The 24,799-nt window shown below is 72.1% G+C and carries 19 protein-coding genes and 1 riboswitch; of the genes, 2 read left to right on the top strand and 17 right to left on the bottom strand.

Annotation, left to right across the window (positions count from 1 at the left end; genetic code table 11):
• Window positions 1-126 precede the first annotated feature (126 nt).
• The 12 genes from ACFYX0_RS10995 to ACFYX0_RS10940 form a co-directional block, all read right to left on the bottom strand.
• Window positions 127-1,068: a Ppx/GppA phosphatase family protein gene (locus ACFYX0_RS10995; RefSeq protein ID WP_355911493.1), complete on the bottom strand. Its 942-nt coding sequence runs from the start codon at window positions 1,066-1,068 to the stop codon at window positions 127-129.
• Window positions 1,065-1,700 (bottom strand): DUF501 domain-containing protein, encoded by a 636-nt coding sequence (locus tag ACFYX0_RS10990; protein ID WP_388969086.1) that lies wholly within the window; start codon window positions 1,698-1,700, stop codon window positions 1,065-1,067. Before ACFYX0_RS10990 ends, ACFYX0_RS10995 begins: the two co-directional genes overlap by 4 nt.
• 77 nt (window positions 1,701-1,777) lie before the next feature.
• Window positions 1,778-2,254 carry a septum formation initiator family protein gene (locus ACFYX0_RS10985; protein WP_388969083.1) on the bottom strand — a complete coding sequence of 159 codons (477 nt, stop codon included), beginning with the start codon at window positions 2,252-2,254 and terminating at the stop codon, window positions 1,778-1,780.
• 100 nt (window positions 2,255-2,354) lie between these two features.
• Window positions 2,355-3,641, bottom strand: coding sequence for a phosphopyruvate hydratase (gene eno / locus ACFYX0_RS10980; protein WP_355911485.1), 1,287 nt, complete (start codon window positions 3,639-3,641; stop codon window positions 2,355-2,357).
• A gap of 306 nt (window positions 3,642-3,947) precedes the next feature.
• A complete protein-coding gene (locus ACFYX0_RS10975) occupies window positions 3,948-4,643 on the bottom strand; it encodes a transglycosylase family protein (protein ID WP_388969080.1) in 696 nt (231 codons plus the stop codon).
• Window positions 4,644-4,647: 4 nt separating this feature from the next.
• Window positions 4,648-4,815, bottom strand: a riboswitch (cyclic di-AMP (ydaO/yuaA leader).
• 210 nt (window positions 4,816-5,025) lie between these two features.
• On the bottom strand, window positions 5,026-6,033 hold the full coding sequence (locus ACFYX0_RS10970; protein WP_388969077.1) for a transglycosylase family protein: 1,008 nt from the start codon (window positions 6,031-6,033) through the stop codon (window positions 5,026-5,028).
• A 274-nt stretch (window positions 6,034-6,307) separates the two neighbouring features.
• Window positions 6,308-7,627, bottom strand: a complete 1,320-nt coding sequence (locus ACFYX0_RS10965) for a cytochrome P450 (protein WP_388969074.1) — start codon at window positions 7,625-7,627, stop codon at window positions 6,308-6,310.
• Between the two features lie 255 nt (window positions 7,628-7,882).
• Window positions 7,883-8,944, bottom strand: coding sequence for a nucleoside triphosphate pyrophosphohydrolase (locus ACFYX0_RS10960; protein ID WP_388969072.1), 1,062 nt, complete (start codon window positions 8,942-8,944; stop codon window positions 7,883-7,885).
• Between the two features lie 91 nt (window positions 8,945-9,035).
• Entirely contained in the window at window positions 9,036-9,689 is a 654-nt protein-coding gene (locus ACFYX0_RS10955; protein WP_388969069.1) for a SurA N-terminal domain-containing protein, read from the bottom strand.
• Window positions 9,690-9,894: 205 nt separating this feature from the next.
• Window positions 9,895-10,722 (bottom strand): glycoside hydrolase domain-containing protein, encoded by an 828-nt coding sequence (locus tag ACFYX0_RS10950; RefSeq protein ID WP_388969066.1) that lies wholly within the window; start codon window positions 10,720-10,722, stop codon window positions 9,895-9,897.
• Between the two features lie 248 nt (window positions 10,723-10,970).
• Window positions 10,971-12,692, bottom strand: a complete 1,722-nt coding sequence (locus ACFYX0_RS10945) for an insulinase family protein (RefSeq protein WP_388969063.1) — start codon at window positions 12,690-12,692, stop codon at window positions 10,971-10,973.
• Between the two features lie 38 nt (window positions 12,693-12,730).
• Window positions 12,731-13,687 carry a hypothetical protein gene (locus ACFYX0_RS10940; protein ID WP_388969060.1) on the bottom strand — a complete coding sequence of 319 codons (957 nt, stop codon included), beginning with the start codon at window positions 13,685-13,687 and terminating at the stop codon, window positions 12,731-12,733.
• Window positions 13,688-13,957: 270 nt separating this feature from the next.
• Here ACFYX0_RS10940 and ACFYX0_RS10935 point away from each other — a divergent pair, with 270 nt between their 5' ends.
• The gene (locus ACFYX0_RS10935) at window positions 13,958-14,401 is read left to right on the top strand and encodes a hypothetical protein (protein ID WP_311697548.1); all 444 of its coding nucleotides are present in this window, start codon (window positions 13,958-13,960) and stop codon (window positions 14,399-14,401) included.
• Between the two features lie 45 nt (window positions 14,402-14,446).
• Here ACFYX0_RS10935 and ACFYX0_RS10930 read toward each other — a convergent pair whose 3' ends face one another.
• The 3 genes from ACFYX0_RS10930 to ACFYX0_RS10920 all read right to left on the bottom strand — a co-directional run bounded on the left by ACFYX0_RS10930 (window position 14,447) and on the right by ACFYX0_RS10920 (window position 18,727).
• Window positions 14,447-15,928 carry a protein kinase gene (locus ACFYX0_RS10930; protein WP_388969226.1) on the bottom strand — a complete coding sequence of 494 codons (1,482 nt, stop codon included), beginning with the start codon at window positions 15,926-15,928 and terminating at the stop codon, window positions 14,447-14,449.
• Between the two features lie 38 nt (window positions 15,929-15,966).
• Complete coding sequence (locus ACFYX0_RS10925; RefSeq protein ID WP_388969057.1) at window positions 15,967-16,500, bottom strand: hypothetical protein; 534 nt, start codon at window positions 16,498-16,500, stop codon at window positions 15,967-15,969.
• Between the two features lie 187 nt (window positions 16,501-16,687).
• The gene (locus ACFYX0_RS10920; RefSeq protein ID WP_388969054.1) at window positions 16,688-18,727 is read right to left on the bottom strand and encodes an N-6 DNA methylase; all 2,040 of its coding nucleotides are present in this window, start codon (window positions 18,725-18,727) and stop codon (window positions 16,688-16,690) included.
• Window positions 18,728-19,459: 732 nt separating this feature from the next.
• Here ACFYX0_RS10920 and ACFYX0_RS10915 point away from each other — a divergent pair.
• Window positions 19,460-20,209: a hypothetical protein gene (locus ACFYX0_RS10915; protein WP_311697551.1), complete on the top strand. Its 750-nt coding sequence runs from the start codon at window positions 19,460-19,462 to the stop codon at window positions 20,207-20,209.
• Window positions 20,210-20,282: 73 nt separating this feature from the next.
• Here the strand turns inward: ACFYX0_RS10915 and ACFYX0_RS10910 are convergent, their stop codons facing one another.
• Both ACFYX0_RS10910 and mfd read right to left on the bottom strand, forming a co-directional pair.
• The gene (locus tag ACFYX0_RS10910; RefSeq protein WP_388969051.1) at window positions 20,283-21,047 is read right to left on the bottom strand and encodes an HNH endonuclease family protein; all 765 of its coding nucleotides are present in this window, start codon (window positions 21,045-21,047) and stop codon (window positions 20,283-20,285) included.
• A gap of 193 nt (window positions 21,048-21,240) precedes the next feature.
• Window positions 21,241-24,783 (bottom strand): transcription-repair coupling factor, encoded by a 3,543-nt coding sequence (gene mfd, locus ACFYX0_RS10905; RefSeq protein ID WP_388969048.1) that lies wholly within the window; start codon window positions 24,781-24,783, stop codon window positions 21,241-21,243.
• Window positions 24,784-24,799 lie beyond the last annotated feature (16 nt).

Here is a 24,799-nt window from a genome sequence, read left to right as displayed (position 1 = left end):
CGGTCCACGCACAAGTCGGACCCCGGTCGGACGCGACCGGGGCACGGTGAACGACCTGCAACAGCCGCAGGGCCCGGCTCCCGTTCGAGGGGAGTCGGGCCTGCGGGGGCGTTGATCGAGTGGTTCCTACGCCACCGACCACGCGATGCCGTCGAGGATGTCGTGTTCGCTGACCACGACCTCGGTGGCGCCGATCCGTTCCATGATCGCGAGCAGGACGAGGGCGCCCGCGCCGATGACGTCCACGCGTCCCGGGTGCATGGACGGGATCGCCGCGCGCTCGGCGTGCGTGGACCGCAGGAGCCACTCGGTGATCTCGCGCACGCGCTCCAGGGAGATGCGGGAGTGGTGGATCCTCGTGGAGTCGTACTCGGGGAGCTCCTGGGCGATCGCCGAGACGGTGGTGACCGAGCCCGCGAGGCCGACCAGCGTGTGCGCCTCGTGCAGCGGCACGGTCTGCTCGACCAGGTCCAGCGCCGCGTCGATGTCGGACCGTATGGCGGCGATCTGCTCCTCGGTGGGCGGATCGGTGACGGCACCGTGGTGCACGAGATGCCGCTCCGTCATCCGGACGCAGCCGATGTCGACGGACCGGGCACCGTCCACCCGGTCGTCGCCGACGACGAACTCCGTGGAGCCGCCGCCGATGTCCACGACCAGATAGGGCCTGGCGAGGTCGTCCCGGCCCGCCAGCTCCTTGGTCGCGCCCATGAAGGAGAACTCCGCCTCCTGGTCGCCGGAGATGACCTCGGGCTCGACACCGAGGATGTCCAGGACCCCACGGACGAACTCGTCCCGGTTCTCCGCGTCCCGGGAGGCGGACGTGGCGACGAAACGCAGCCGCTCGGCGCCGTACCCCTTGATGATCTCCGCGTACTCGCGGCAGGCGGCGAACGTGCGCTCCAGCGCCTCCGGGGCGAGCCGCCCGGTCCGGTCCACACCCTGGCCGAGCCGGACGATGGTCATCCGCCGGTCCAGCTCGACGAGTTCACCGGTGGCGGGGTCGGCGTCCGCCACCAGGAGCCGGATGGAGTTCGTACCGCAGTCGACGGCGGCGACGCGTGTCACTTGCCCCTCTCCTTCTCGCCGGCCCGGTCCTCCTCGGCGGCGGGAGCCTGGACGGGCTGGACGGCGAACCAGCCGGTGTCCGTCGTCTCCACCTCCCACTCGTCGCCGGGCGGCGGCCCCGCGGGCGACACGCACGACCCCTTGCGCCACCACTCCGGCAGCATCGCGATCGCCTCGTCGCCGAGCGGGTTGACCCCCGGCCCAGCGGCCAGCGAGTGGCCCACGAGCACATGGAGGCACTTCACCCGGTCCGGCATGCCGCCCGCGCTCGGGAAGCCCTCCAGGACCTCGATGGCGTCGCGGCGGGCGATGTAGTCCTCGTGTGCGGCGCGATAGGCGGCGGCCAGCTCCGGGTCGGTCCCGAGGCGCTCCGTCATCTCCTTCATGACGCCGTTGGCCTCCAGCGTGCCGATCGCCGAGGCGGCGCGCGGACACGTCAGGTAGTACGTCGTCGGGAAGGGGGTGCCGTCGGGGAGCCGCGGCGCCGTCTCCACGACGTCCGGCTGCCCGCACGGGCAGCGGTGCGCGATCGCGCGCAGCCCGCGCGGTGTGCGGCCGAGCTGCTGCTGGATGGCCTCGACATCCGCGTCCGTGGGCTCGGTGGGCGGGGTGGGCGGCGGGGGCGTTTCCATGCGGTACGAAGTCTCTCTTGGTCTCTCTTGTGTCCCTGCCGGGCTCCGGCAGGTACGGCGGGCGGGGTCCGGCGGGTTCACCGGTCCGAGGCGTCGGCCTTGTCCACCCCGTCCCAGACACCGGTGTACCAGGGGCGTGCGAAGGCCGTCCGGTGCACGCGGGACTGCCTGGCCGGGTCCGGGTCGACCACGATGTACCCGGTCTCACCCGGCATCACATAGTGCAGCCGCTGCCGGATCTGCTGCTCCGCGTACGCGTCGTCCTGCCAGCGCGCCTTGAGGTCGCGCAACTGCTCGACCCGGTTGCGGGCCTCCTGGCGCTGCCGCTCCAGGCCGGCGATCTGGGCACGCTGGGAGACGTACTGCCGTATCGGGTACGCGAGCGCCACGATCAGCGAGCACAGCACCAGGGCGAGCAGCGCGGCCCGGCCCGTGAGCCGGGAACGGCGGGCCTGCCGTCTGGTCTGGGAACGGTAGACCCGGGCCGCCGTCTGCTCGCCGAGCAGCCGCAGCCTGGTCGCGGTGGAGAACCGGTCACGGTCCTTCACGGCCATGTCTTCCGCCTCCCCTTCACACGTGCGTACGTCCCCGCACACGGTACGGGACCGCGTACGGGGACGTACGGACGACTGGCTAAGGCGTTGCCCTGCGTGCTCAGCCCTTGAAGCGCGGGAACGCGCTGCGGCCGGCGTACACCGCGGCGTCGTCGAGGATCTCCTCGATGCGCAGCAGCTGGTTGTACTTGGCGACGCGCTCCGAGCGGGCCGGGGCACCGGTCTTGATCTGGCCGCAGTTGGTGGCGACGGCCAGGTCGGCGATGGTGACGTCCTCAGTCTCGCCGGAGCGGTGGGACATCATGCACTTGAAGCCGCTGCGCTGGGCCAGCTCGACGGCGTCGAGGGTCTCGGTCAGCGAACCGATCTGGTTGACCTTGACCAGCAGGGCGTTGGCGGTGCCCTCCTCGATGCCACGGGCGAGGCGCTCGGGGTTGGTGACGAACAGGTCGTCGCCGACGAGCTGGACCTTGTCGCCGAGGCGGTCGGTGATGACCTTCCAGCCGGCCCAGTCGTCCTCGAACAGCGGGTCCTCGATGGAGACGAGCGGGTAGGCCGCGACGAGCTCCTCGTAGTACTCCGTCATCTCGGCGGCGGAGCGCTCCTTGCCCTCGAAGAGGTACTTGCCGTCCTTGTAGAACTCGGAGGCGGCGACGTCGAGGGCGAGGGCGATCTGCTCACCGGGGACGTACCCGGCCTGCTTGACGGCCTCGAGGATGAGGTCGAGGGCCTCGCGGTTGGAGCCGAGGTTCGGGGCGAAGCCGCCCTCGTCGCCGAGGCCGGTGGACAGGCCCTTGCCCTTCAGCACCTTCTTGAGGGTGTGGTAGACCTCGGTGCCCCAGCGCAGGGCCTCGGAGAAGGACTCCGCGCCGATCGGGGCGATCATGAACTCCTGGATGTCCACGTTGGAGTCGGCGTGCGAGCCGCCGTTCAGGATGTTCATCATCGGCACCGGCAGCAGGTGCGCGTTCGGGCCGCCCAGGTAGCGGAAGAGCGGGAGGTCGCTGGCCTCGGAGGCGGCGTGGGCCACGGCGAGGGAGACGCCGAGGATGGCGTTGGCGCCGAGCGAGCCCTTGTTGTCGGTGGCGTCCAGGTCGAACATCGCCTGGTCGATCAGGCGCTGCTCGGTGGCGTCGTAGCCGACGAGCTCCGGGCCGATCTGCTCGATGACCGCGAGGACGGCCTTCTCGACACCCTTGCCCTGGTAGCGGTTGGGGTCGCCGTCGCGGAGCTCGATGGCCTCGAAGGCGCCGGTGGAGGCGCCGGACGGAACGGCGGCACGACCCGTGCTGCCGTCGTCGAGGCCGACCTCGACCTCGACCGTGGGGTTGCCTCGGGAGTCCAGGATTTCCCGGGCTACGACGACGTCGATGGACGGCACGAGCATCTCCTTCGTGGAATGTGACGCTGAAAGTGCGGGGCTGGTGTGCCTTGCGACTAGAGCCTAACCGTCCCGGGGCATCGGCCAGCCGACCGACCGTCCCGCGGACAGGGTGACGGTACACATTGTTCGATCCCGGAACAAAGAGCGGGTGACGAAGAAGGGACGCCGAAGCAAAGAGCCCCGCTCCGATGCGTTCGGGGGTATACGCATCGGAGCGGGGAGCCCGTGGGGACGGGGGCGGTCCTCAGGGGGTGCCGACCGTGAGGGGCGCGGCTCGGGGGAGGCCGCGGGCCGACCGCCGGACAGCCGTCACTTCAGGTGCAGCTGCTGGCCCGGGTAGATGAGGTCGGCGTTCTCGACAATGTCCTTGTTCAGCTGGAACAGCTTCTCCCAGCCGCCCTGGACGTGGTGCTTCTCGGCGATCGAGCTGAGGGTGTCGCCCTTGACCACCTTGTACTCGCCGTCGCCCTTCTTGACCTTCTTGCCGGTCGGCGTGGTGACGGTCTTCTTGGCGGCCGGACGCTGCGCGGAACGGTTGGCCGCCTGCGGCTCGGTCGAGCGGGTGGTGGTGCTCTTCACGGAGTTGCCGGAACCGGTGGAGCTGCCCGTGGAGGCCGCGGCGCCGTTGTAGGGGGCGCTGGTCAGACCGGTGCCGCAGACCGGCCAGGCACCCTTGCCCTGACCCCCGAGGACCTTCTCGGCGACGGCTATCTGCTCGCCCTTGGAGGCCAGGTCGGCGCGCGCGGCGTAGGCGGTGCCGCCGTACGCGGCCCAGGTCGAGTTGGTGAACTGCAGGCCGCCGTAGAAGCCGTTGCCCGTGTTGATGGACCAGTTGCCGCCGGACTCGCACTGCGCGACGGCGTCCCACTGGGAGGCGGTGGCGGCGGAGGCGCTGCCGGCCGCCATCAGCGGGCCGGCGACGGCGGCGCCGGTGACACCGGCGAGCGCGATGGCGCGGACGGCCTTGGACGGACGGCGGTGCTTTCCCTTGCCGGAACACAGCATGGTTCGATCCCCTCACCGACGCCTGCGAGGTGAGCTGTCGGGTTCGGGCCGGTTGAGTTGCCCGGCCGCACGCCTCCCCGGCGCGCGGCTCCACCCCTAGCCGCACCCGGTCAACTCCCGGGCGCGGCACTTACCTTGGGTCCCCCGCTCCTGCCTACGGCGCTCGAAGCGTCGACTGTTCCCGCACGGCCGCTGGCAGGATTCGGCGTTGCGACCGTCGGGGCCCGCTGTGGCGAGCGGTCACGACCGTAAGCAGGCGACGCGCCGAATTTCAAAGACGATCAGGGCTTATGAGACTCATATCTCACTCTCGCCAAACCGGACATTCAGCGCGAAGCGGGGCGTGAAATGGCGCCGTCGGGACGGCAGTTCGGACGACTGCTCAGGACTCGTCGCCGGCCAGTCCAGCCGTCACCACAAGGCTCAGACCGGGCATGATGTGGTTGGGGTCGGCGCCGATCTCCTGCTTGTTCGCGTCGTACAGCGCGTGCCAACCACCCTTGAGGTCAAGGAAGTCGGCGATGCCCGACAGGGTGTCTCCGAGACGGACTAGGTACGAGTCGTCGGCGGTCTCGCGCCCGGCAGCGGAGCCGCGCGAGGCATGACGGCCGGCCGACTCGCCGCTGCGGCCGTCCGTGTCGCCCTCGTCGGCACTGTCGCCGCGGTGGCGGCCGGCACCCGAGGCCGAAGACGCCCCGTTCTGCGCGACCTTGTCCGACTGGTCGCTCTTCGTCGTGGCCGAGAGCGTGCCGAGCAGGTCGTCCGATCCGTTGCCGTCCTCGTCGTCCCCGGTCGAGTCGTCCGTCGCCGTCGAGGACGACGGGGAGGACGGCGAGGTCGAGGGGGAGTCGGAGTCGGACGAGGAGGGAGAGGAGGAGGACGACGGCGACCCGGAGGAGGACGGGGACGACGAAGGCGACGTCGACGGCGAGTCCGACGAGCCCGACGGCTTGGCCGAGTCCGATGCTCCCGACGAATGGTGCGACTTGGACGAGTGGGATTCGTCAGACGTATCGGACGACCCGAAGCCGACCCCGGTGTCCGAGAAGAAGACGGCGCCGCCGCCGGAGGGGTGGTCGCCCACGCCCGTGTCGACGTCCGCCGCGGCCTTGTCCTGGCCCAGGCCGGCGACCGTGCCGCAGGTACCGAACGCGGAGACGCCTCGCTTGTCCAGGATCTTCTCGGCGACTGCGATCTGCTGGGAGCGGCTCGCCTGGTCGGGACTGGTGGCGAACTCGAGGCCGCCGTACTTGTCCCAGTCCTCCTGCGTCAACTGGAGTCCGCCGTAGCGGCCGTTGTCGTGGTCGGCGCTCCAGGCGCCACCGCTCTCGCACTCCGCGACCCGGTCCCAGGTCGTGCCGCTGGCCGCGCTCGCGCCGGTGGCGGCCAAGAGCGGGATGGCGATCGCTGAGCCGGTGACCCCTGCGGCGACAAGAAGTGCCGGAGCCTGGCGGGGGCGACGGTGTCGACCGTTCCCGGAGAGCATGCGGTTGCCTTTCACACGACAGCAGGGGCCGACGCGGCGGATGTGGAGTTCCGCCTCGTTGATGCGTGAAGGTATCCGCAGCGGATCACTTGTCACAAGTTAATGCAGCACAGATCACGTGAAGATTACGGAGCTGAGAAACTGTCACTTTTCTGTGACCATCGGCGTGTCCGCCACCTCATTCCGCGGCACCGGCGGTACGGCGGTGATCTTCCTCCGGAATCAGGGTGAACTCCACCGGAAGCGTGCGCAATCCGCGCATAATGAGCCCTCCGCGCCAGCGCAAATCGGTGGAATCCACCGCGAGTCGCAGGTCCGGGAGACGGGTGAGGAGCGTGGCGAGGGCGGTCTGTCCCTCCAGCCGGGCGAGGGGCGCACCGAGGCAGTAGTGGATCCCGTGCCCGTAGCCGAGGTGCTGATTGTCACGGCGGGAGAGATCGAGCACATCGGGCTCGGTGAACCGCTCAGGGTCCCGGTCCGCGGCGGCGAGCACCACGAGGACGGGATCACCGGCGGCGATGTCCCGCCCGCCGATGGAGAGCGGCCGGGTCGCGAACCGCCACGTGGCCAGCTCGACCGGGCCGTCGTAGCGCAGCAGTTCCTCGACGCCGGTCTCCAGCAGGTCCCTCTCGCCGCAGCTGAGCGAGGTCTGGAGGCGGGACCGCTGTTCGGGGTGGGTGAGCAGGGCGTAGGTCCCGTTGCCGATGAGGTTGACGGTGGTCTCGAACCCGGCGAAGAGCAGGATGAAGGCCATGGCGGCGGCCTCGTTCTCGGTGAGGTGCTCGCCGTGGTCGGAGGCGCGGATGAGCCCTGAGATGAGGTCCTCGCCGGGGCCGGGCGTCTCGGACAGGGCCTCGCGCTTGCGGTGGATGAGGTCGGCGAGATAGCCGCGCATCTTCTTCACGGACCGCGCGACCCCGCCCCGGGGGCCTCCGCCGTGGCGGATCATCATGCCCGCCCAGTCCCGGAAGTCGTCCTGGTCCTCGCGGGGGACGCCGAGCATGTCGCAGATCGCGTAGATGGGGAGCGGGAAGGCGAACTCGTGGATGAGATCGGCGGACCCGCGGTCCGCGAACCGGTCGATGAGCTGGTCGGCCAGCTCCTGCACCCGGGGCGCGAACTCGGCTACGCGGCGGGGCGTGAACGCCTTGGAGACCAGCCGGCGCAGCCGGGTGTGGTCCGGCGGGTCGATGTTGAGCAGGTGCGTCATCAGCTCGGCCTTGCGCTCGCCGGGGATGCCGGTCTTGCCCTTCGCGTGCGCGGGCTCGTCGTGGTGTGCCGGGTTCTTGCTGAGCCGCTGGTCGGCCAGGGCCTGCTTGGCGTCGGCGTAACGGGTGACCAGCCAGGCCTCCACACCGCTCGGCAGCCGCGTCCGGTGCACGGGGGCGTGCTCGCGGAGCCAGGCGTAGGCGGGGTAGGGGTCGGCGGCGAACTCCCAGGTGAAGAGTTCGGGGCCGGGGGTGGAAGCGGGGCGGGCGGGCTGGTGCTGGTCGGTCACTCCCCGACGGTATCCACGGCCGCCCGGGCCCGCCCTGCCAGGTCCGCCCTCGACCCCGGGGCTTCGGCCGACGAGCCCGCCGGCCTCGACCCCGGCTCCCGGCCCCCGGCGGCTTGCTGCGGCGGCTGCGCCCAGACCACCGACCCGAACCCGCCGCTCCCCGGCCCCCGGCGACTCCCCGCCGCAGCCGCTCCCAGACCACCGACCCGAACCCGCCGCTCCCCGGCCCCCGGCGACTCCCCGCCGCAGCCGCTCCTAGACCTCCGACCCGAGCCCGTCGCTCTCCGGCCCGGTCTCCTTGGTGCCGGGCCCGAGTCCCTCGGCGGCCCGTACGGCGTCGCGGTAGGCGCGGGCGGCGGCGCGCAGGGCCGCCTCCGGGTCCACCCCCTCCGCCTCCGCGTGCGCGGCGAGCGCCAGCAGTTCGTAGCCGACGCCCTCGCCCTGCGGGAGCGGCACGTCCAGGCCCGCCGAGCGCACCCGGGAGGACAGCTTCGCCGCCAGGGCCAGACCCGGCTGCCCCAGGGGCACCCCCTCCGTCACCGATGTGCGCTGCTTCTCGATCGCCTTGGTGCGCAGCCAGTGCTCCTTGACCTCCTCCGGAGTCGTCGCGGTCTCGTCGCCGAAGACATGCGGATGGCGGTGGATCAGCTTGGCGACGATGCCGCCCGCCACGTCGTCGACGGAGAAGGGGGCGTCGGGGTCCTCCTCGGCTATCCGGGCGTGGAAGACGACCTGGAGCAGGACGTCGCCCAGCTCCTCGCGCAGTTCCTCCCGGTCGCCCGCCTCGATCGCCTCGACCAGCTCGTACGCCTCCTCGATGCCGTACTTGGCGAGGCCCTTGTGGGTCTGCTGCGAGGACCAGGGGCACTCGGCCCGGATGCGGTCCATGACCTGCACCAGGTCGAGCAGTCGAGCGCCCGGAAGATCGTAGGAGGCGGGGAGCAGCTCCAGGTCCGGCATCCGCACCCGGCCCGAGCCCGCGAGCCGGGCGAGGCCGTCGGTGAGGTGCGGCTCGCCCTCGCCGGTCGCGACGACGACCACCGTGCGGCCGCCGGCACAGGCGTCGACCAGGTCCTGGGCGCTCGGGGCACCCTGCTCGACGGCTATGCCCGCCTCACGCAGATACGGCAGCTGCGGATGCGCGCCGTCCGCGCACAGCACCCGGTCGGCGTCGCGCAGCGCCTGCCACGCGGGCCAGGACAGCAGCCCGGGGGCGACCCGGTGGCTGGTGGTGAGCAGGACGACCCGGCCGGGGGCGGCGGATGCCGCCGCGTCCCGGCCCTGGTCGGGGGCGCCTTCGAAGCTGGTTGCGTTCACCCTTCGAACGTAACCCACGGCACCGACGGCCCCGGAAGTTTTCCACAGACCGGCGCGCGGCCGTGCCGGGCTCCGCCGCCGGTCTTCCCCGCTACGCCGGCTGCGGTGCCGCGGCCGCCGTGGCCTCCTTGACCCAGGGCGTCTTCGCGTCCACCCGGCTGCTCTTCTGCACGTCCCAGGTGCCGTAGCGCGGATTGAGGTCGATGTTCAGTTCCTTGGACGCCTGAGCCATCGCCTTCCAGAACGTGGCCTTGCCATCCGTCGTGCTCATGTCGGCGCCAAGCACGGCGGACAGCTTCTGCGCCTGGACCTCGGTGCGCAGGTTGTCGTCGATGCGCCGGGGCGCCACCCCGTACTGCTCCAGCCAGATCGACTGCAGCGCCCGCGCGCCGCCCGCCCGCTGTTCGAGGTTCGTGCGCATCTGTTCGACGTCCCGGCGGCTGACCGACACGCCGGCGTCCCTGGCCGCGCGGTCCAGGACCCGGTCGAGGACCAGGCTGTGGAGCGTGTCGCGGGCGAGGCCGCTGGTCCGGGCGATCGTCTGCTGGTACTGGGTGTCGTCCGGGGTGGCGGCGCGCTGCGCCGCGCGCACCTCCTTCACCCGGCCCTCCAGCTGGGCGATCGTGATCCGCTCGCCCCCGACGACGGCCGCGGCACCCGGGTGCTCGGTTTCACCGCACGCGGTGAGGACGGGGGCCGCGACGAGGGCGGCGCTGACGGCGATCGCGGTGCGACGGCGGTGCAAGGTGGCCTCCCGAGGAGATTGTGCGACGGTGCACAAGGTCTTGCGGTGATCGATGGTAGGCAGTGGCCCAGCTCTGGCCAACCCGTACGACCAACGATTCACCGGGACTTCGGGCACCGTCGTCACATGCGCGCCACTCACTTCGCCGGTCGCCCGGCCGCCGCCCGGACCCCCGGTCCCGCCCCTGCGGCCGGTTCGGGCGGGTTCAGCCGGTGATGGCGACGGGCGCGTCCCAGGCGTCACGGTCGACGGTGAGCGTGTAACCCCCGCGGGTCTCCTTGCTGTTGACCATGTACTGGTGGCCACGGCTGTGGCCGGTGTACTGGGTGGAGCCCCACGGCCAGTCCGTGGTGGTGGTGTAGCTCTTGTCCCACAGGGCGTACCAGAGATTGCCCGGCAGGTCCGTCTTGTCCTTCGCGGTGGCGATGGCCTTGGCGCTGGAGCTGGTGAAGCCGTAGAAGCCGGCCCGGTAGGTCTTGGCGTGCAACTGCTTGTCGAAGGCGCGCACATAGGCCAGCACGGCGTTGTTGCACGACGTGTCGGTGATGTCGTACGGCTCCATGTCGAGGTAGATCGGGCTGCCGGCCTTGATGCCGAGCGCCGACGCCTTGGCCACCGCGTCCGAGGCGTCGCTCGTCCCGAGGGAGGTGGCGTTGGCGGCGGTGAGCTTCTCCGGGTTGGAGCTGGTCTGGCAGGGCGGCTGGGCGCCGACGTAGATCGGGATGAGCTTCCAGCCGACGGAGCTGACCGACTTCACCCAGGACGCGGTCAGGTTCGGCTGGTTGCAGCCGCGGTTCTTGCCGCCCACATACACGGCGGCGGCACCGTAGAAGCCGTCGTGCCAGCCCTTCATCGCGGACAGCGACGGCGCGGTGCACGTGTCGAAGGCGTGTCCGGTGAACGTCTTCTGCGCGGGCCAGGTCGTCGCGGCCATCGACGTCTGCGCCGCGATCCCGGCGCCCGCGACGACGGCGGCCCCCGCCGCCGCCCACGAGATGTAACGGAACTTCTTGGACTGCCGGTGGCCGGCCATCCCCCACCCCACTTCTCGACAGGCGGCACGCGCGCGGCGGCCGCCGGAAGAATCCCTGAGCCCCGGGCGGCGGCGCGCGTCCGGCGCGGCTGCGCCCATGACGGCGTCCGCACAGACGTCCGGGGATGGCTGAAACCTACACCCCATCCGGGAGCCGTGTGCCCGTTAACTCGGTTCACACGACCCGACTTGAGGAATCTTTGACTGTTCGTCCATCTGTGCGTGATCTGGGTGCCGCCCGGCCCACCTCACACCCGCCGGGTGCGCCGCAGGATCCGTACGGCGGGCCAGGCCAGCAACGCCGCGACGCCCCACAGGAAGCCCGAGATGCCCAGCCACTCGCCGGTGGTCGTCTCCGGGTCGCCGGCGCCGAACACCGTCAGCAGCAGGGCGAAGAAGGCGAAGAGACCGCCGAGGAGGCCGAAGACGACCACTGCGGCCGTCTGCCGTCCGGTGCGCCGGGTGGGGGCGGGCCGCCCGGACGTCACGGTGCCCGCTGCGGCCGCCTGCGGTGCCGGCCGCTGCTGCCGGGGCGGCAGCGACACCACCGCGTGCGGCGGTACGGCCGCGTCGAGGGCCGCCATCGTGTGCGCGTCCACGCCGTACAGCTCCGGATCCACCTCGATGACCAGGGCGTCGGTACCGACGAGCCGGCGGCCGCCGTCGGGCCAGGCCAGCATCGCGGCGCAGGCGCGGTAGAGCACGGTCACCGCGCCCTCCGTCCCGTCCTTCTCCCGGCCCGTCACGCTGATGCCCTCGTCCCCCACCACCAGCGCCGTCCCGTCACCGCGCACCGAGGGAAACCGGCGCCCGGTCACCGCGTACGTCGAGCTGGTGGGGGCCTCCGTGTACCCGGCCCAGTCCGCCCGGTGCCCCGCGGGCACCTGGAGCAGGGCCGTCCCGGCGGCCTCCAGGGCCACCGCGTGCAGATGGCCCGGCGTCACCGCCCACAGCTCCGACCTGAGTTCGTCGGTGCTGCGCACCGGACGCCCGGCAAGCAGGTCCTCCGCCGCCCCGGGCAACCGGCGCACGGCGGCGTCGGGCGCGGTGAGCGCCCCGTCGGCCCGGGTGCGCACCGCCTCCAGGCCGGCCTGGCCGATCCGGCCCACCTGGAGCCCGGCGAGGACGTCGACGAAGCCGCCGAGCACCGCGTCCTGCTTGGCGGGCAGGGCGTCCGCGAAGGCAGTCACCAGGGCGAATCCGTCGCGGCGTGAGGCGTAGTCGGTGGCGGTCGTGTAGGAGTAGCCGCCCTCCTGGCGCAGCGCGCGGGAGAGTTCGCGCTCCAGGACGCCCGCGTACAGCCGGGCGGCGGCGGTGTCCTCGACGACGGCGTCCAGCAGGACACCGCCCTTGCCCTCGGAGAAGTAGGCGGGGGTGGCGGGCAGCGCGGAGGTGACCGCAGGCAGCGGGCGCCGGCCGCCGGCGGGCAGCCTGAGGCTGAGTCCGGCCGGCAGCCGCTCACCGGCCACCCAGAGCACGGCGTTGCCCTGGGTGAACCAGGTCCGCGCCCAGTCCCGTACGTCCTCCGGGCGAAGGTTCCTGACGCCCCACTCCGGATAGCTGACCAGGCCGTGCCCCTGGGCCCCGTAGCGCCACAGCGGGAGCGGCCCGACTTCGCGCCGGGACTCCTCGGTGCGCAGGATCTCCTTCTCGGTCTCCAGGCGCTCCATGGGCAGATCGGTCAGGGAGGCGCAGACGCCCTGGAGGTAGGCCACGACCTCGTGCTCGGCGCCCTCCACATGGAAGTGGGTGAAGGCGGCCTTGGTCGCGCCGTTGAAGTGGTAGTCGGCCAGGCCCTGCCGGTGCAGGGCGAGGTGCTCGACGAGATGGGTGACCCCTGCCCGGGCGAGCGTCTCGTCGGCGACCCCGACACGGAAGACGAGTCCGGCGCGCACGGGTCCGGTGGCGTACGCGAAAAGGGTGGGTATGCCGTCGACCTCGGTCGGGTGGATGGCGGCCTGGGGGTTCATCTTCGGCCTCTGTTCGGCGTGTTCGTCGTCATGGAGGGTCAGCCTCGGGCGAGGGCGGCATCGCGGTGTTTGACGTAGGCCGCGGCGGCGTCGCCGCCCAGATCGGCCCACGGGTACTCGGAGGCGAGGTTGCCGAGCACGCGGAAGCAGGCCGCGGCCCGCGGCAGGTCCCCCATGAGGGAGAAGACCGCGGCGAAGTAGCCCTGGGCGGTGACCCAGCCGTAGGCGCGCCGGAATCCGGGATGGAGCGCGGACCGCTCGGCGGCCTCGACGAGTTCGGCCCGCACCGGGTCCTGGCGCAGATACGCCTCGCGCTCGGCGCCCCGCAGGGCAAGCCAGTGCTCCATGTGCACCTCGGCCACCAGTCCGCCGTTCACGGCGCCTTCGGGCGCGGCCAGCAGGCATTCCCGGGCGAAGGCGTGGGCCGCCTCCCAGCTGCCGCCCCACTTGGGGCAGAGCTTCTGGAGCAGCCGGCCCTGTGCGCTGAAGTGGTGCGGGTGGTGGGCGGCCAGCCGGTCGTAGCGGCGTCGCGCCTCGTTCTGCCCGAGTTGCAGGCCCATGGCCGTGGTGAGGCGCTCGGCCCAGGCCGCGTCGAACGACGGGTCGAGGGCGGTGGCCCGGATCAGCAGCTGCTCGGCCTGGCGCAGATGCGCGTGCAGCCCGGCGAACTGCTCCCGGCTGACCTTCGTGGCGGGCGCCGTGGTCCGGATCTCCCAGCCGATGCGCACCTCGCGGCTGCCGAGGACGGTGAGGGCGAGCACGTCGTCGGGTGTCGCGGCGAGGATCTCACGCATCCACTGCTCGGCTCCGGCCACTTCGGACAGCACACCGACGGCGAAGCTGCGGTTCGTCTCCCGCGGCAACCCGTCGACGTAGTCCCGGATCGACGCCCAGTCCCACGCGGCGGCGGCCTGCTTCAGCCAGGTGACCTCGGGGAAGGCGGAGGCGGTCTCGAAGTCGGGAGGCGGCAGGGCGGAGGCGGAAGCGTGCGGCATGCGGCGGATCCTAGGGGAGAGCCATGACCGTCACGCCGACGGGGCGAACCGGATTCCAGACCGGGAGAAGGACAACCCCGACTTGACCGTTCTCACACCACTCATTCACCTGATGTTAACCAATCATCCGTAACGTCCGCCCGTCCCGATCACCGCCGTGATCCGCGCGCCGCTCTGGCCGGCCCTGCTCATCGACGCCTTGCCGAACGCCCCTGTGTGCGTACGAACAGCCCGCGCGGCCCCACGTCCTTTTGCGCACCAGGAGTCCCCATGGCCCTCAACGCCCGCCGCGCCAGACAACTGCAGGAAGCCGTCGCCCCCTTGCTGCTCCAGGGCGAGCAGGTGCAGCTGACGAGCCTCGCGGGCGTCGGGTCGGTCTCCGTGCGCAAGCAGGCGCTCACCGCGGCCGTGGTCGGCGTGCTCAGCGCGGGCACCGTGATGGCCACGGTCACGCCCCGCCCGCTGTACATAGTCCTGACCGACCAGCGCGTGCTCTTCTTCGACGGCAACCGCGGCGGCAAGCCCGGCAAGCTCGTGCTCAACCTGCCGCGGCCGTACGTCTCCGCGGGCGGCTCGAAGAAGGCGTTCCTGGGTCTGCAGTACGTGACCCACCTGTCGGTGGCCGGCCAGGAGAAGGGCCTCAAGGTCACCTTCCCGGTCCAGCACCGCGGCGACGGACCGCGGTTCGCGTCGGCGCTGCCCGTCACGCGCTGAGCGACGCCCGGGGGACGCGGACCGCCTGAGAGCTCGAAGCAGCTCTCAGCCGCGGACCTGTCCCAGCCACTGCAGGGTCCGCCGGATGTCCCCGGCCAGCGGATGCCCCGGTCCGCGCAGGCGCTCGACGTCGTGCAGCAGCCGTACGAGGGTGTCGTGGGCGGCGGCGCGGTCGCCGAGGGCGAGCAGCAGATGGCCGATACGGCGGCGGACGTCATGGGCCAGTTCCGGGTCCCCCGCGACGTACTGGTTCTCGTAGTACGGGAGCAGCGCCCGGTACTCGGCGAGCGCCGACGCCGGTTCGCCCAGTTGCTCCAGGCACTGCGCGATCTCGTAGCGGAAGCGCAGCGACTGGGGGTCGGCCTGGCCGGACTCGGTAGCGCGCTCGTCGGCGAGGCGGCGCAGCTCGGGCAGTGCGCGCCGGTACTGGCCGTCGTCCATGAGGGTGGCCGCGTACTGCTTGCGCAGGCTGCGGACGACCGGTGAGTGCTCCCCGTGCTGGGCGGCCGCCGCCGGGAGGATCGCGCCGAGGATGTCGACGGCCTGGGTGATCCGGCCCTCCCCGAGGAGGCGCTTGACCTCGTCGACGGCGCCCACGACATCCGGTTTCGCGACCGTCGGCGCGGCCTGCGGCTGGGACGCCGGAGTGCGTGCCCGGTCCGGCCAGGGGGCGTGCGGGCGCAGGAAGGGGCGCGTGGGGTCGAGCGGGGCTCCGGAGGGCATACCGCGGGCGGGCAGCAGCGGGAGCAACTGCTCGTACGTCTCCTGCGCCGAGGCCGGGCGGTGCTGGGGGTCCTTGGCGAGCAGCCGCAGCACGAGCGACTCCAGCGCCTCGGGCACTTCGGGGCGCAGCCGGCGCACCGGCAGCGGGGGCTCGTACAGATGGCGGTGCAGCACACCGAGCGCGGTCGAGCCCGCGAACGGCACATCGCCGCTGAGCAGTTCGTGCATGAGCACGCCGAGCGCGTAGAGATCGGTGTACGGACCGACCGCGCCGCCCATCGCCTGCTCGGGCGCCATGTAGGCGGGCGAGCCGATCGGGGAGCCGGTGTGGGTGAGCCGGGTCGTGTCCGTGTCCATCACCGACGCCACACCGAGGTCCAGCACGGTGACCGTGCCGTCCTGCTTGACCATGACGTTGCGGGGCTTCAGATCGCGGTGGACGATCGGCACCGCGTGCACGGCGGACAGCACGGCGCACAGCTGCGCCGCGACGGCCACCACCCACGGCCAGGGGTACGGGTCGTGCTCGGCGAGATGGTCGGCGAGGTCGGCCCCGTCGACGTACTGCATCACGAGGTACAGCTCCTCGCCCTCGCTGCCCGCGTCATGGACGGTGACCAGACCGGGGTGGTCGACCTGCGCGGTGACCCGGCACTCCCGCATGAACCGGCGGCGCAGCTCGTCGACCTCCTGGCCCGCGACCTTGTCCGGCCGCAGCAGCTTGACGGCCACACGCCGGTCCAGGCGCTGGTCGTACGCCGTCCAGACCTGGCCCATGCCGCCCTGGCCGATGAGTGTGGACAGCTCGTAGCGCTGCGCGACGACGCGTCCGGCCGTCGCGCTCACCTGCCGTCCTCGTGCCGGCGCAGATAGTCGCTCAGTTCGTCGAGTTCGGCCCGGACCTGGTCGATACGGGCGGGCGCGGGACGCTGCGGCTGCGGGGGCGTCAGCGGGTACGGGGGCGGCGGGGTCTGGGCCTGCGGGGCGGCGGGGTAGGGCGCCGGGGCGGGGTAGCCGTAGCCCGTCCGGGGCGGTGCGTAGGGGGCGGGCGGCAGGGCGCGGTGGTGGCGTATGTCGAACACCAGGAAGTGCGCCCCGCTGAAGGCGCCGAGGATGAGCACGACCACGAGCGCCAGATCCCCCCGGTGGTCGCTCTCCGGGACCGAGCCGACGACCACGAGGCAGATTATGGACACGGGGACGCTGATCCAGGCCAGGAGCCAGTCCGTGCCTCTGCCGCGCAGCATGGCGATCCGGAACAGCGGGATGCACGCGAGCAGTCCGCAGCTGAGGAAGCCGGCGAGGGGGAGCAGCACCCGCAGGGTGATGACCATGCCCGAAGTGCGGGTGGGCGGCGGCGCGCCGTGGCCGTACATGACTGCTCCTGGGACCGGATGAGGACGGACGTACGAGTGTCGACGTCCGAGCGTATAGCCCGACTGCGACAGACGGCCCGGGTTGCACGGAACCGTAGTCGTACCGCGTCCGAGCTGCGGGCGGGGCCGCACGACGACACGGGAGCGCAGGCCCGTCCGGTGGCGCCGGTCCGGTGTCCGGTGCTCGTCAGTCCGGCGCGACCGTGCCGTCCGTCAGTCCGTCGTACAGACCGCGGACGAGCTGTTCGCCGAGGCGGCCGGCCAGGCGCAGGGCGTCCTCGAACCCGGCGAGCGCCCGGAACCGCTCGCCGTAGCGGCGCTGCTGGTCCAGCGGCAGCCGGGGCAGTTGGAGCCGGCGCACGTCGAGCCGGGTCGCGGTGGAGGCGTAGCTGCTGGCCTGGCGGGTGTTGGCGGTGCCGCGCAGGAAGCCGGCGAGGAACCAGGGGTCGAGCGCCGCCGGGTCCGGGCGCAGCAGCGTCAGATTGCGCCCGAGCGCGGCTCCCGCGGCCGTCGCGTCGATCACGCGCGCGACGGCACCACCGCCGAGCACGGGCACGACCACGTCGCCCTGCTCGACGAGGACCGGCTCCTCCCCCGTCCCGGGCAGGGTCCCGGAGGGTGCGGTGCCGGCGAGCACGTCGTGGTCGGTGAGCACGCGCGTGTGGGGGCCGTGTCCACCGGTGCGCATCACCAGGGCGCCGCCCCGGGCGAGTTCGCCGACGGTCGTGAGCGGCCAGCTGGTCTGGTCCGCGGTGTCGTGCGCGGGCGGGTTGAGGTCGACGGTGAGCCGGAGGGTCTCGTCGAGACGGGCGCGCAGGGCCGTGAGCTCCTGGGCCCCGCCGCCGACCGAGGGCGGCGGGAGATGGCGGGCGGGGGCCAGGTCCACGTCGTCGTCGAGGAGTTCGATGACCGGCACGGACCGGCTCACACCCGGCACCTCGGGCGCGGTTCCGGTCCGGGCGAAAGGCCGCCAGGCGCCGAGGACGGCGTCCCGCACGACCTGCCAGTCCGCGCCGCCGCGCCCCTCGGGGTCGAGCGCGCCGACGTCCGTGAGCAGCAACTCCGGCTGCGCGGGCGCCTTCTCGGGCCGGCGCAGCACCCACAGGTGCAGCGGGATGTTGTACGGGGGCGCCACGCCCACCGGCAGGGCGATCACAGCGCGCAGGGCGCCGCGGCGCAGCAGGTCGGCGCGGATACGGCGGCCCGAGCGCCGGGAGGCGGCGGCGGGCGGCATCAGCAGCACGGCGGTGCCGCCCTCCCGCAGCCGGGCCAGCGCATGCTGCACCCAGGCGAGTTCGGACTCCGTGCGCGCCGGGAAGCCGTACTCCCAGCGGGGGTCGTAGGCGAGTTCGTCGTGTCCCCAGTTGCGCTCGTTGAACGGGGGATGGCACAGCACGGCGTCCGCCCTGAGGGTGTCGAACGCGTCGGCCCTGAGGCTGTCACCCGCGGCCGTGCGCACGACGGCCCTGGTCTGCAGCGTCAGGCGCAGACCGGTGAGCGCGGCCAGTCCGGGATCGCTGTCCTGGCCGTGGAGTTCCTGCCCGTCGGGCTCCCGGCCGGACACGGCGGCGACGGCCCGCAGCAGGGCGCCGGTACCGCAGGCCGGGTCGAGGACGCTGCGGGCGGGCCCGGCGAGCTCGGCCATCAGTGCGGCCAGGTCGGCCGGGGTGAGCGTGTACTGGCGGGGGTTGGCGTCGAGGTGCCGGCCGAGCAGGAACTCGTACGCCTGCTGGGGACCCAGTTCCGCGGCGAGGTCCGCGGCGCCGCGCAGCAGCGGGGCCGACGGGAGGAGTTCCGCCGGGGTGGGGAAGGGTGTGGCGGGGCCCCGCGGGGTGCCGAAGCGAGGGGTCAGCACCTGTTCGAGGGCGGTGGGCAGCAGTTCGGCCAGGCGGGCGTCGGAGCCGGCGCTCGCCTCCTGCCAGACCGTCGGCCGGTCGTGGACGAGCACGAGGACACAGCCCGCGTGGACCAGCGCCGTCACGGGTCCCTCCGGGTGGCCAGCCACCTGCTGCCAGACCCGCTCCCGCAGGGGCACCTCGGCGAGCTTGCCCTGCCGGCGCAGCCAGTTCTCGACCTCGGTGAGCGCGAAGGAGGGGCTGGTCTCGGTGCCCCCCACCGGCTTGGGGAAGTCGGTGTGGCGTCGGCGCCAGTTGCTGACGGCGGCACGGCCGACCCCCGCGAGCCGGGCGATTCCGGCAGCGGTCACCTCTGTCCCGTTGTCCTGCACCCGCCCGGCTCCCCTCTGCCCTGTGCGGCACCGTCGCCGTCCGGCGCCCCGGTCTCGGCGCCCTCGGCCCGCGGCTCTCGGCCTCGGCACTACGTCCCTGTGGCGCCGAGCATACCGAGATGTGCAAGATCCACCGCTTCACGTCCGTGTACAAGACCGATCCATGGGTTCATGTTGACTCGGTTCACAAGCTCTGGTCTTATTGGCCTCGTGAACGGGCGACTCGCCGCAGCGGCGAACGCCCCGAACAGGGGAGGGAAACAGCCGTGTCCATGAGGGGAAGGATCACCTTCGGGGCCGTCGTCGGCCTCGTCGTCATCGGCACGGTCTCGGCCCACGCGGACAGGGTGGCCGGAACAGGAGCGCCCCGGAGCGACAAGGACGCGGCCCCGTCCATGTCCGCCGGTCAGCACCCCGGACCCACGTCAGGCCGGGCGTCGGACGGGGGTACGCCCGGCCGCGTGGGTGGGGGTGCGTCGGGCCGCGCGGGAGGGGACCGCGGCGCGACGCCCCGGGCGACGCCGCCCCGCTGAGCGGGCCGGCCCGTCGCACCGCACCCATCCCACCCGGCTACTCCGCTCAACTCTCGCGCGCCGTCTCCGCGCGCACCACTCGCCGCACGCCGTCTCCACGCGTGCAGTCACCACGCACGCCGTCACCACGCACGCCGTCACCACGCGTGCAAGTCCCCACGCACGCCGTACGCACGCCACTTCACCTCAAGGAACTCTCATGCGTCGCACCGCACTTGCCGCTCTCTGCCTGGCCGCCGCAGCCACCGCGGGTCTGACCGGCTGCCTGCCCGGCCAGAACTCTGCGGACGACAAGCCCAAGGGCCCCTTCGCCGGGCTCACCGGCGGCGACATCGCCGACCGGGCCATGAAGGCCACCACCGACGCCACGTCGCTGCGTATGACGGGCGATGTCCGCGACGACGAGAGCAGCGGCACCATCCGGATCGACATGGCCCTGAACAAGAAGGGCGAGTGCGCCGGCACGATGGCCATGGGCGGGCAGGGCAAGGCCGACCTGATCAAGACCGGCGACACCGTCTACATGAAGTACGACGAGGCCTTCCTGCGTGCGCAGGGCAAGGGCGACTCCAAGTCGGACACCGACGCGGTCGTGGCCATGATGGCCGGCAAGTGGACCAAGATGGCGGCGAAGGGCAAGGACGCCAAGGACATCGCGGGCTTCTGCGACCTGGACTCGGTGCTGGCCGACGCCAAGAACGTGAACTCCGACGCGACGCGGGGCGAGACGACCACGGTCGACGGCACCCCGGCGATCGTTCTGCACGAGAAGGACGGCAAGGACCGTTACACGCTCTACGTCGCCACCCAGGGCAAGCCGTACCTCCTGAAGGTCACGAGCACCTCCAAGAAGGACCCGGGCACCATCACCTTCACCGACTTCGAGAAGCGGGTGCCGGCCGACGCGCCCAAGGGCAAGGTCCTCGACCTGGACAAGCTGGGCGGCTGAGCCGCGCGGGGGCAGCCCCGCTCCCCGTGCGCCGCCCGTGCGGTGGCGCACGGGCGGCCGTCGGTCCGGCGGGTCAACCGCCGCACTGCTCCAGCATCATCTGCTTGTCGGCCGCGGTCACGGGAAGCTCGTACTTGAGTGACACCTGGGCGACGCGCACCGAGTAGGAGCAGCGGATCTGCTTGTTCGGGGGCAGCCAGGTCGCCGGGCCCGAGTCGCTCTTGGCGCCGTTGGTCGGTCCGTCCACCGGGATCAGATTGAGCGGGTCGTTGGCGATGTCCTCCCGCTTGTCCTTCGTCCAGCGGGAGGCGCCCATCTGCCAGTCGTAGGACAGCGGCATGACATGGTCGATCTGTACCATGGTGGCACGGGACTTGGTCCACTCGATCGTCTTCGTGGTGTACGGGTCGTGCAGCGTCATGGAGGCCACGACACAGTTCGAGCCGGACCGGAACCGGACGCTCTGCCCATCGCGCTTGAGAAGGTCGTTCCGGGTGTCGCACCCGTTGTGGGCGTACGGGATGCCACCGGGGGCCGAGTCCATCCACGCGTACCCGAACTTGTCCCGGGCGTAGCCCGTCTTGGGGCCGCGTCCCTTGGTCGCCACCTTCCCGATCAGCGCCCGCGCCCTCGCTCGGTCGGCGTCCGAGGTGATGGGCGCCAGTCCGGGCCTGGTGCCGTCCGGGTTGTCCAGCGGGCTGACGGCATGACCGTCGCCGGCCCCGGCCGCCGAAGACCCGGAGGCCGAACCGGCCTTGGGCACATCCATCCCCTGGCAGCCGGTCACGGTGACCACGACCAGGGCGGCGACCGCGACCCCACCCCTCAACTGCACCACGCGAAGCCCTCCCCCTGCCCATGACCGCTCGTCCGGGCCGCCCCGCACGGGCGCGGCGTGCCCGCTCTCACGGTAACCGTCCGCAGGTCATGCTCCTACGACTGCCCCATGGCGACGGATGCACGCCAGGCGTGCGGCCGGTGGTGAGCCGACCGCACCGCCACCCGGGCCAGGGCCGAACGAGGGCTCGGGCCTACGACCCCAGGACCGAGGTCAGGAACTCCCCGACCCAGCCCAGCAGTTCCCGGCCGACCAGCGGCTTTCCGCCCACCTTCGCGGTCTTGGGGCGGGGCACCAGGACCTGGTGGAGTGCCGGCTTGATGACGGTCCCCGGGTACAGGCGCTTGAGCCGCAGCTCCTGGGACTCCCTCAACTCCACCGGCGCGAAGCGGATGTTGGCGCCCTGCAGGACGATCTCGCCGACGCCGCACGCGCGGGCGAGCATACGCAGACCCGCGACCAGCAGCAGGTTCTCGACCGGCTCGGGGAGTTTGCCGTAGCGGTCGACGAGTTCCTCGCGTACGTGCTTGATGTCCTCCTCCGTGTTCACGGAGGCGATCGCGCGATAGGCCTGCAGACGCAGCCGCTCGCCGGGCGCGTAGTCGTGCGGGACGTGCGCGTCGACCGGCAGCTCGATCTTGACCTCGAGCGGCGGTTCCTCCTCCACGCCGCCCTCCAGGGACGCGCGGTAGTCCGCGACCGCCTCGCCGACCATCCGTACGTACAGGTCGAAGCCGACGCCCGCGATATGGCCCGACTGCTCGCCGCCGAGCAGATTGCCCGCGCCGCGGATCTCCAGGTCCTTCATCGCCACATACATGCCCGCGCCCATCTCCGTGTGCTGGGCGATGGTCGCCAGGCGCTCGTGGGCCGTCTCCGTCAGCGGCTTCTCCGGCGGGTACAGGAAGTAGGCGTAGCCGCGCTCGCGGCTCCGGCCGACCCGGCCGCGGAGCTGGTGGAGCTGGGAGAGGCCGAAGTTGTCGCCGCGCTCCACGATCAGCGTGTTGGCGTTGGAGATGTCGATGCCCGACTCGACGATCGTGGTGGAGACCAGGACGTCGTACTTCTTCTCCCAGAAGTCCACCACCACCTGCTCCAGCGTCTGTTCCGACATCTGGCCGTGGGCCGTGGCGATGCGCGCCTCCGGGACGATCTCCCGCAGCCGTGCCGCGGCCCGGTCGATCGACTCCACCCGGTTGTGGATGTAGAAGACCTGGCCCTCGCGCAGCAGTTCGCGGCGGATGGCGGCGCCGATCTGCTTCTCCTCGTACGGCCCGACGAAGGTGAGCACCGGGTGGCGCTCCTCCGGCGGCGTCGTGATCGTGGACATCTCGCGGATGCCCGTCACCGCCATCTCCAGGGTCCGGGGGATCGGGGTCGCGGACATGGTCAGCACGTCGACGTTCGCGCGCAGCTTCTTCAGCTGCTCCTTGTGCTCGACACCGAAGCGCTGCTCCTCGTCGACGATGACCAGGCCGAGGTCCTTGAACTTCGTCTCCGACGAGAACAGCCGGTGCGTGCCGATCACGATGTCCACCGCGCCCTCGCGCAGGCCCTCCAGGACCCCCTTCGCCTCCGAGTCGGTCTGGAAGCGGGACAGCGCCTTCACGCTCACCGGGAACTGGGAGTAGCGCTCGGAGAACGTGCCGAAGTGCTGCTGCACCAGCAGCGTGGTGGGCACGAGGACCGCGACCTGCTTGCCGTCCTGCACCGCCTTGAAGGCGGCCCGGACCGCGATCTCCGTCTTGCCGTAACCCACGTCGCCGCAGACCAGACGGTCCATCGGGACCGACTTCTCCATGTCCTCCTTGACCTCGGCGATCGTGGTCAGCTGGTCCGGGGTCTCCGCGTACGGGAACGCGTCCTCCAGCTCCCGCTGCCACGGCGTGTCCGCGCCGAAGGCATGACCGGGCGCCGCCATCCGCGCGCTGTACAGCTTGATCAGGTCCGCGGCGATCTCCTTGACCGCCTTCTTCGCGCGCGCCTTCGTCTTCGTCCAGTCGGCGCCGCCGAGACGGTGCAGGGTCGGGGCCTCGCCGCCGACGTACTTGGTGATCTGCTCCAGCTGGTCGGTGGGGATGTAGAGCCGGTCGCCGGGCTGGCCGCGCTTGGCCGGGGCGTACTCCACCACCAGGTACTCGCGGGTCGCGCCCTGGACCGTGCGCTGCACCATCTCGATGTAGCGGCCCACGCCGTGCTGCTCATGGACGATGTAGTCGCCGGACTCCAGGGTCAGCGGGTCGATCGTCTTACGGCGGCGGGCCGGCATCCGGGCGCCGTCGCGGCCGGCGGTCTTCTGGCCGGACAGGTCCGTCTCGGTGAGGACGGCGAGCTTGAGGGCCGGGTCCACGAAGCCGTACTCGATCGAGCCGCACGCCACATGCACCACCGACGGGGACGGCACCCCGAGATCGGCGTCGAGCCGGGCCGCGATGCCCTCGTTGCCCAGCACCTCGACCGTGCGGGACGCCGGGCCGTGGCCCTCCGTCACGAACACCGTCCGCCAGGCCTCGGCGAGCCAGCCCTTGGTGTCGGCGAGCGCCTTCGCGGTGTCACCGCGGTAGGTCTCCGGGGCGTGCATTCCGAGCTTGAGGGTGTCCCCTTCGAGGGAGTCCAGGTCGTCGTCGCCCGCCGCGAACGGCGACACCGACCACCACATCATGCCCAGCTCACGGGCGCGGTCCCGGACGTCCGCGATGGACCACAGGGACGCCGCGCCGACGTCGATCGGGGCGTCGCCGCCGCCCGCCGTGGCCGCCCAGGACGCCTGCAGGAACTCCTGGCTGGTCGCCACCAGGTCGGCGGCCCGCGTGCGCACCCGCTCCGGGTCGCACACGACAGCCATCGCGCCCAGGGGCAGGACGTCGAGCAGCAGCTCCATGTCGTCGACGAGCACGGGGGCGAGGGACTCCATGCCCTCCACGGCGATGCCCTCGGCGAGCTTGCCGAGCAGCTCGCCCAGCTCGGGGTGCTGTTCGGCGAGCGCGGCGGCCCGCCCCCGCACCTCTTCGGTGAGCAGCAGCTCACGGCAGGGCGGCGCCCACAGGCCGTGCTCGGCGACCTCCAGGGAGCGCTGGTCGGCGACCTTGAAGTAGCGGATCTCCTCTACGTCGTCGCCCCAGAACTCGATGCGCAGCGGGTGTTCCTCGGTAGGCGGGAAGACGTCCAGGATGCCGCCGCGCACAGCGAACTCGCCGCGCTTCTCGACCAGCTCCACCCGGGAGTACGCGGCCGCCGCGAGGGCGTCCACCACCTCGTTCAGATCGGCCTGCTGTCCGCTGCGCAGGGCGACCGGCTCCAGGTCGCCCAAGCCCTTGACCTGCGGCTGGAGCACGGAACGGATGGGGGCGACGACGACGGACACCGGGCCGGTCTCCGGGTCGTCCTGGCTCGGGTGGGCGAGGCGTCTGAGGACGGCGAGGCGGCGGCCCACGGTGTCGCTGCGCGGGCTGAGCCGCTCGTGCGGGAGCGTCTCCCACGACGGGTACTCCACGACGGCGTCCGGCGGCAGCAGGGAGCGCAGCGCGGCGGCGAGGTCCTCGGCCTCGCGTCCCGTCGCGGTCACGGCGAGGACGGGCCTGCCCGCGTCCCGGGCCAGCGCGGCCACGGCGAAGGGGCGCGCGGCCGGGGGGCCGACCAGGTCGACATGCATCCGGTTGCCGTCGGTCGCGGCCTTGACCGCTTCCACGAGTGCGGCGTCCTTGACGACGGCGTCGAGCAGACCGTGCAGGCTCATGAGGGGGTATCCCGTC

Origin of the sequence: Streptomyces sp. NPDC002573, assembly GCF_042889625.1 — a bacterium.
GTDB lineage: Bacteria > Actinomycetota > Actinomycetes > Streptomycetales > Streptomycetaceae > Streptomyces > Streptomyces gibsoniae.
The sequence above is the reverse complement of the archived record's forward strand: the minus strand, read 5'-3'. Positions and strand labels throughout refer to the sequence as shown.

Coding starts and splice junctions, on each gene's coding strand:
- mfd (WP_388969048.1), bottom strand. CDS start 24,783: ATGAGCCTGCACGGTCTGCTCGACGCCGTCGTCAAGGACGCCGCACTC.
- ACFYX0_RS10990 (WP_388969086.1), bottom strand. CDS start 1,700: ATGGAAACGCCCCCGCCGCCCACCCCGCCCACCGAGCCCACGGACGCG.
- ACFYX0_RS10945 (WP_388969063.1), bottom strand. CDS start 12,692: ATGAACCCCCAGGCCGCCATCCACCCGACCGAGGTCGACGGCATACCC.
- ACFYX0_RS10975 (WP_388969080.1), bottom strand. CDS start 4,643: ATGCTGTGTTCCGGCAAGGGAAAGCACCGCCGTCCGTCCAAGGCCGTC.
- ACFYX0_RS10925 (WP_388969057.1), bottom strand. CDS start 16,500: ATGTACGGCCACGGCGCGCCGCCGCCCACCCGCACTTCGGGCATGGTC.
- ACFYX0_RS10940 (WP_388969060.1), bottom strand. CDS start 13,687: ATGCCGCACGCTTCCGCCTCCGCCCTGCCGCCTCCCGACTTCGAGACC.
- ACFYX0_RS10950 (WP_388969066.1), bottom strand. CDS start 10,722: ATGGCCGGCCACCGGCAGTCCAAGAAGTTCCGTTACATCTCGTGGGCG.
- ACFYX0_RS10985 (WP_388969083.1), bottom strand. CDS start 2,254: ATGGCCGTGAAGGACCGTGACCGGTTCTCCACCGCGACCAGGCTGCGG.
- eno (WP_355911485.1), bottom strand. CDS start 3,641: ATGCTCGTGCCGTCCATCGACGTCGTCGTAGCCCGGGAAATCCTGGAC.
- ACFYX0_RS10935 (WP_311697548.1), top strand. CDS start 13,958: ATGGCCCTCAACGCCCGCCGCGCCAGACAACTGCAGGAAGCCGTCGCC.
- ACFYX0_RS10915 (WP_311697551.1), top strand. CDS start 19,460: ATGCGTCGCACCGCACTTGCCGCTCTCTGCCTGGCCGCCGCAGCCACC.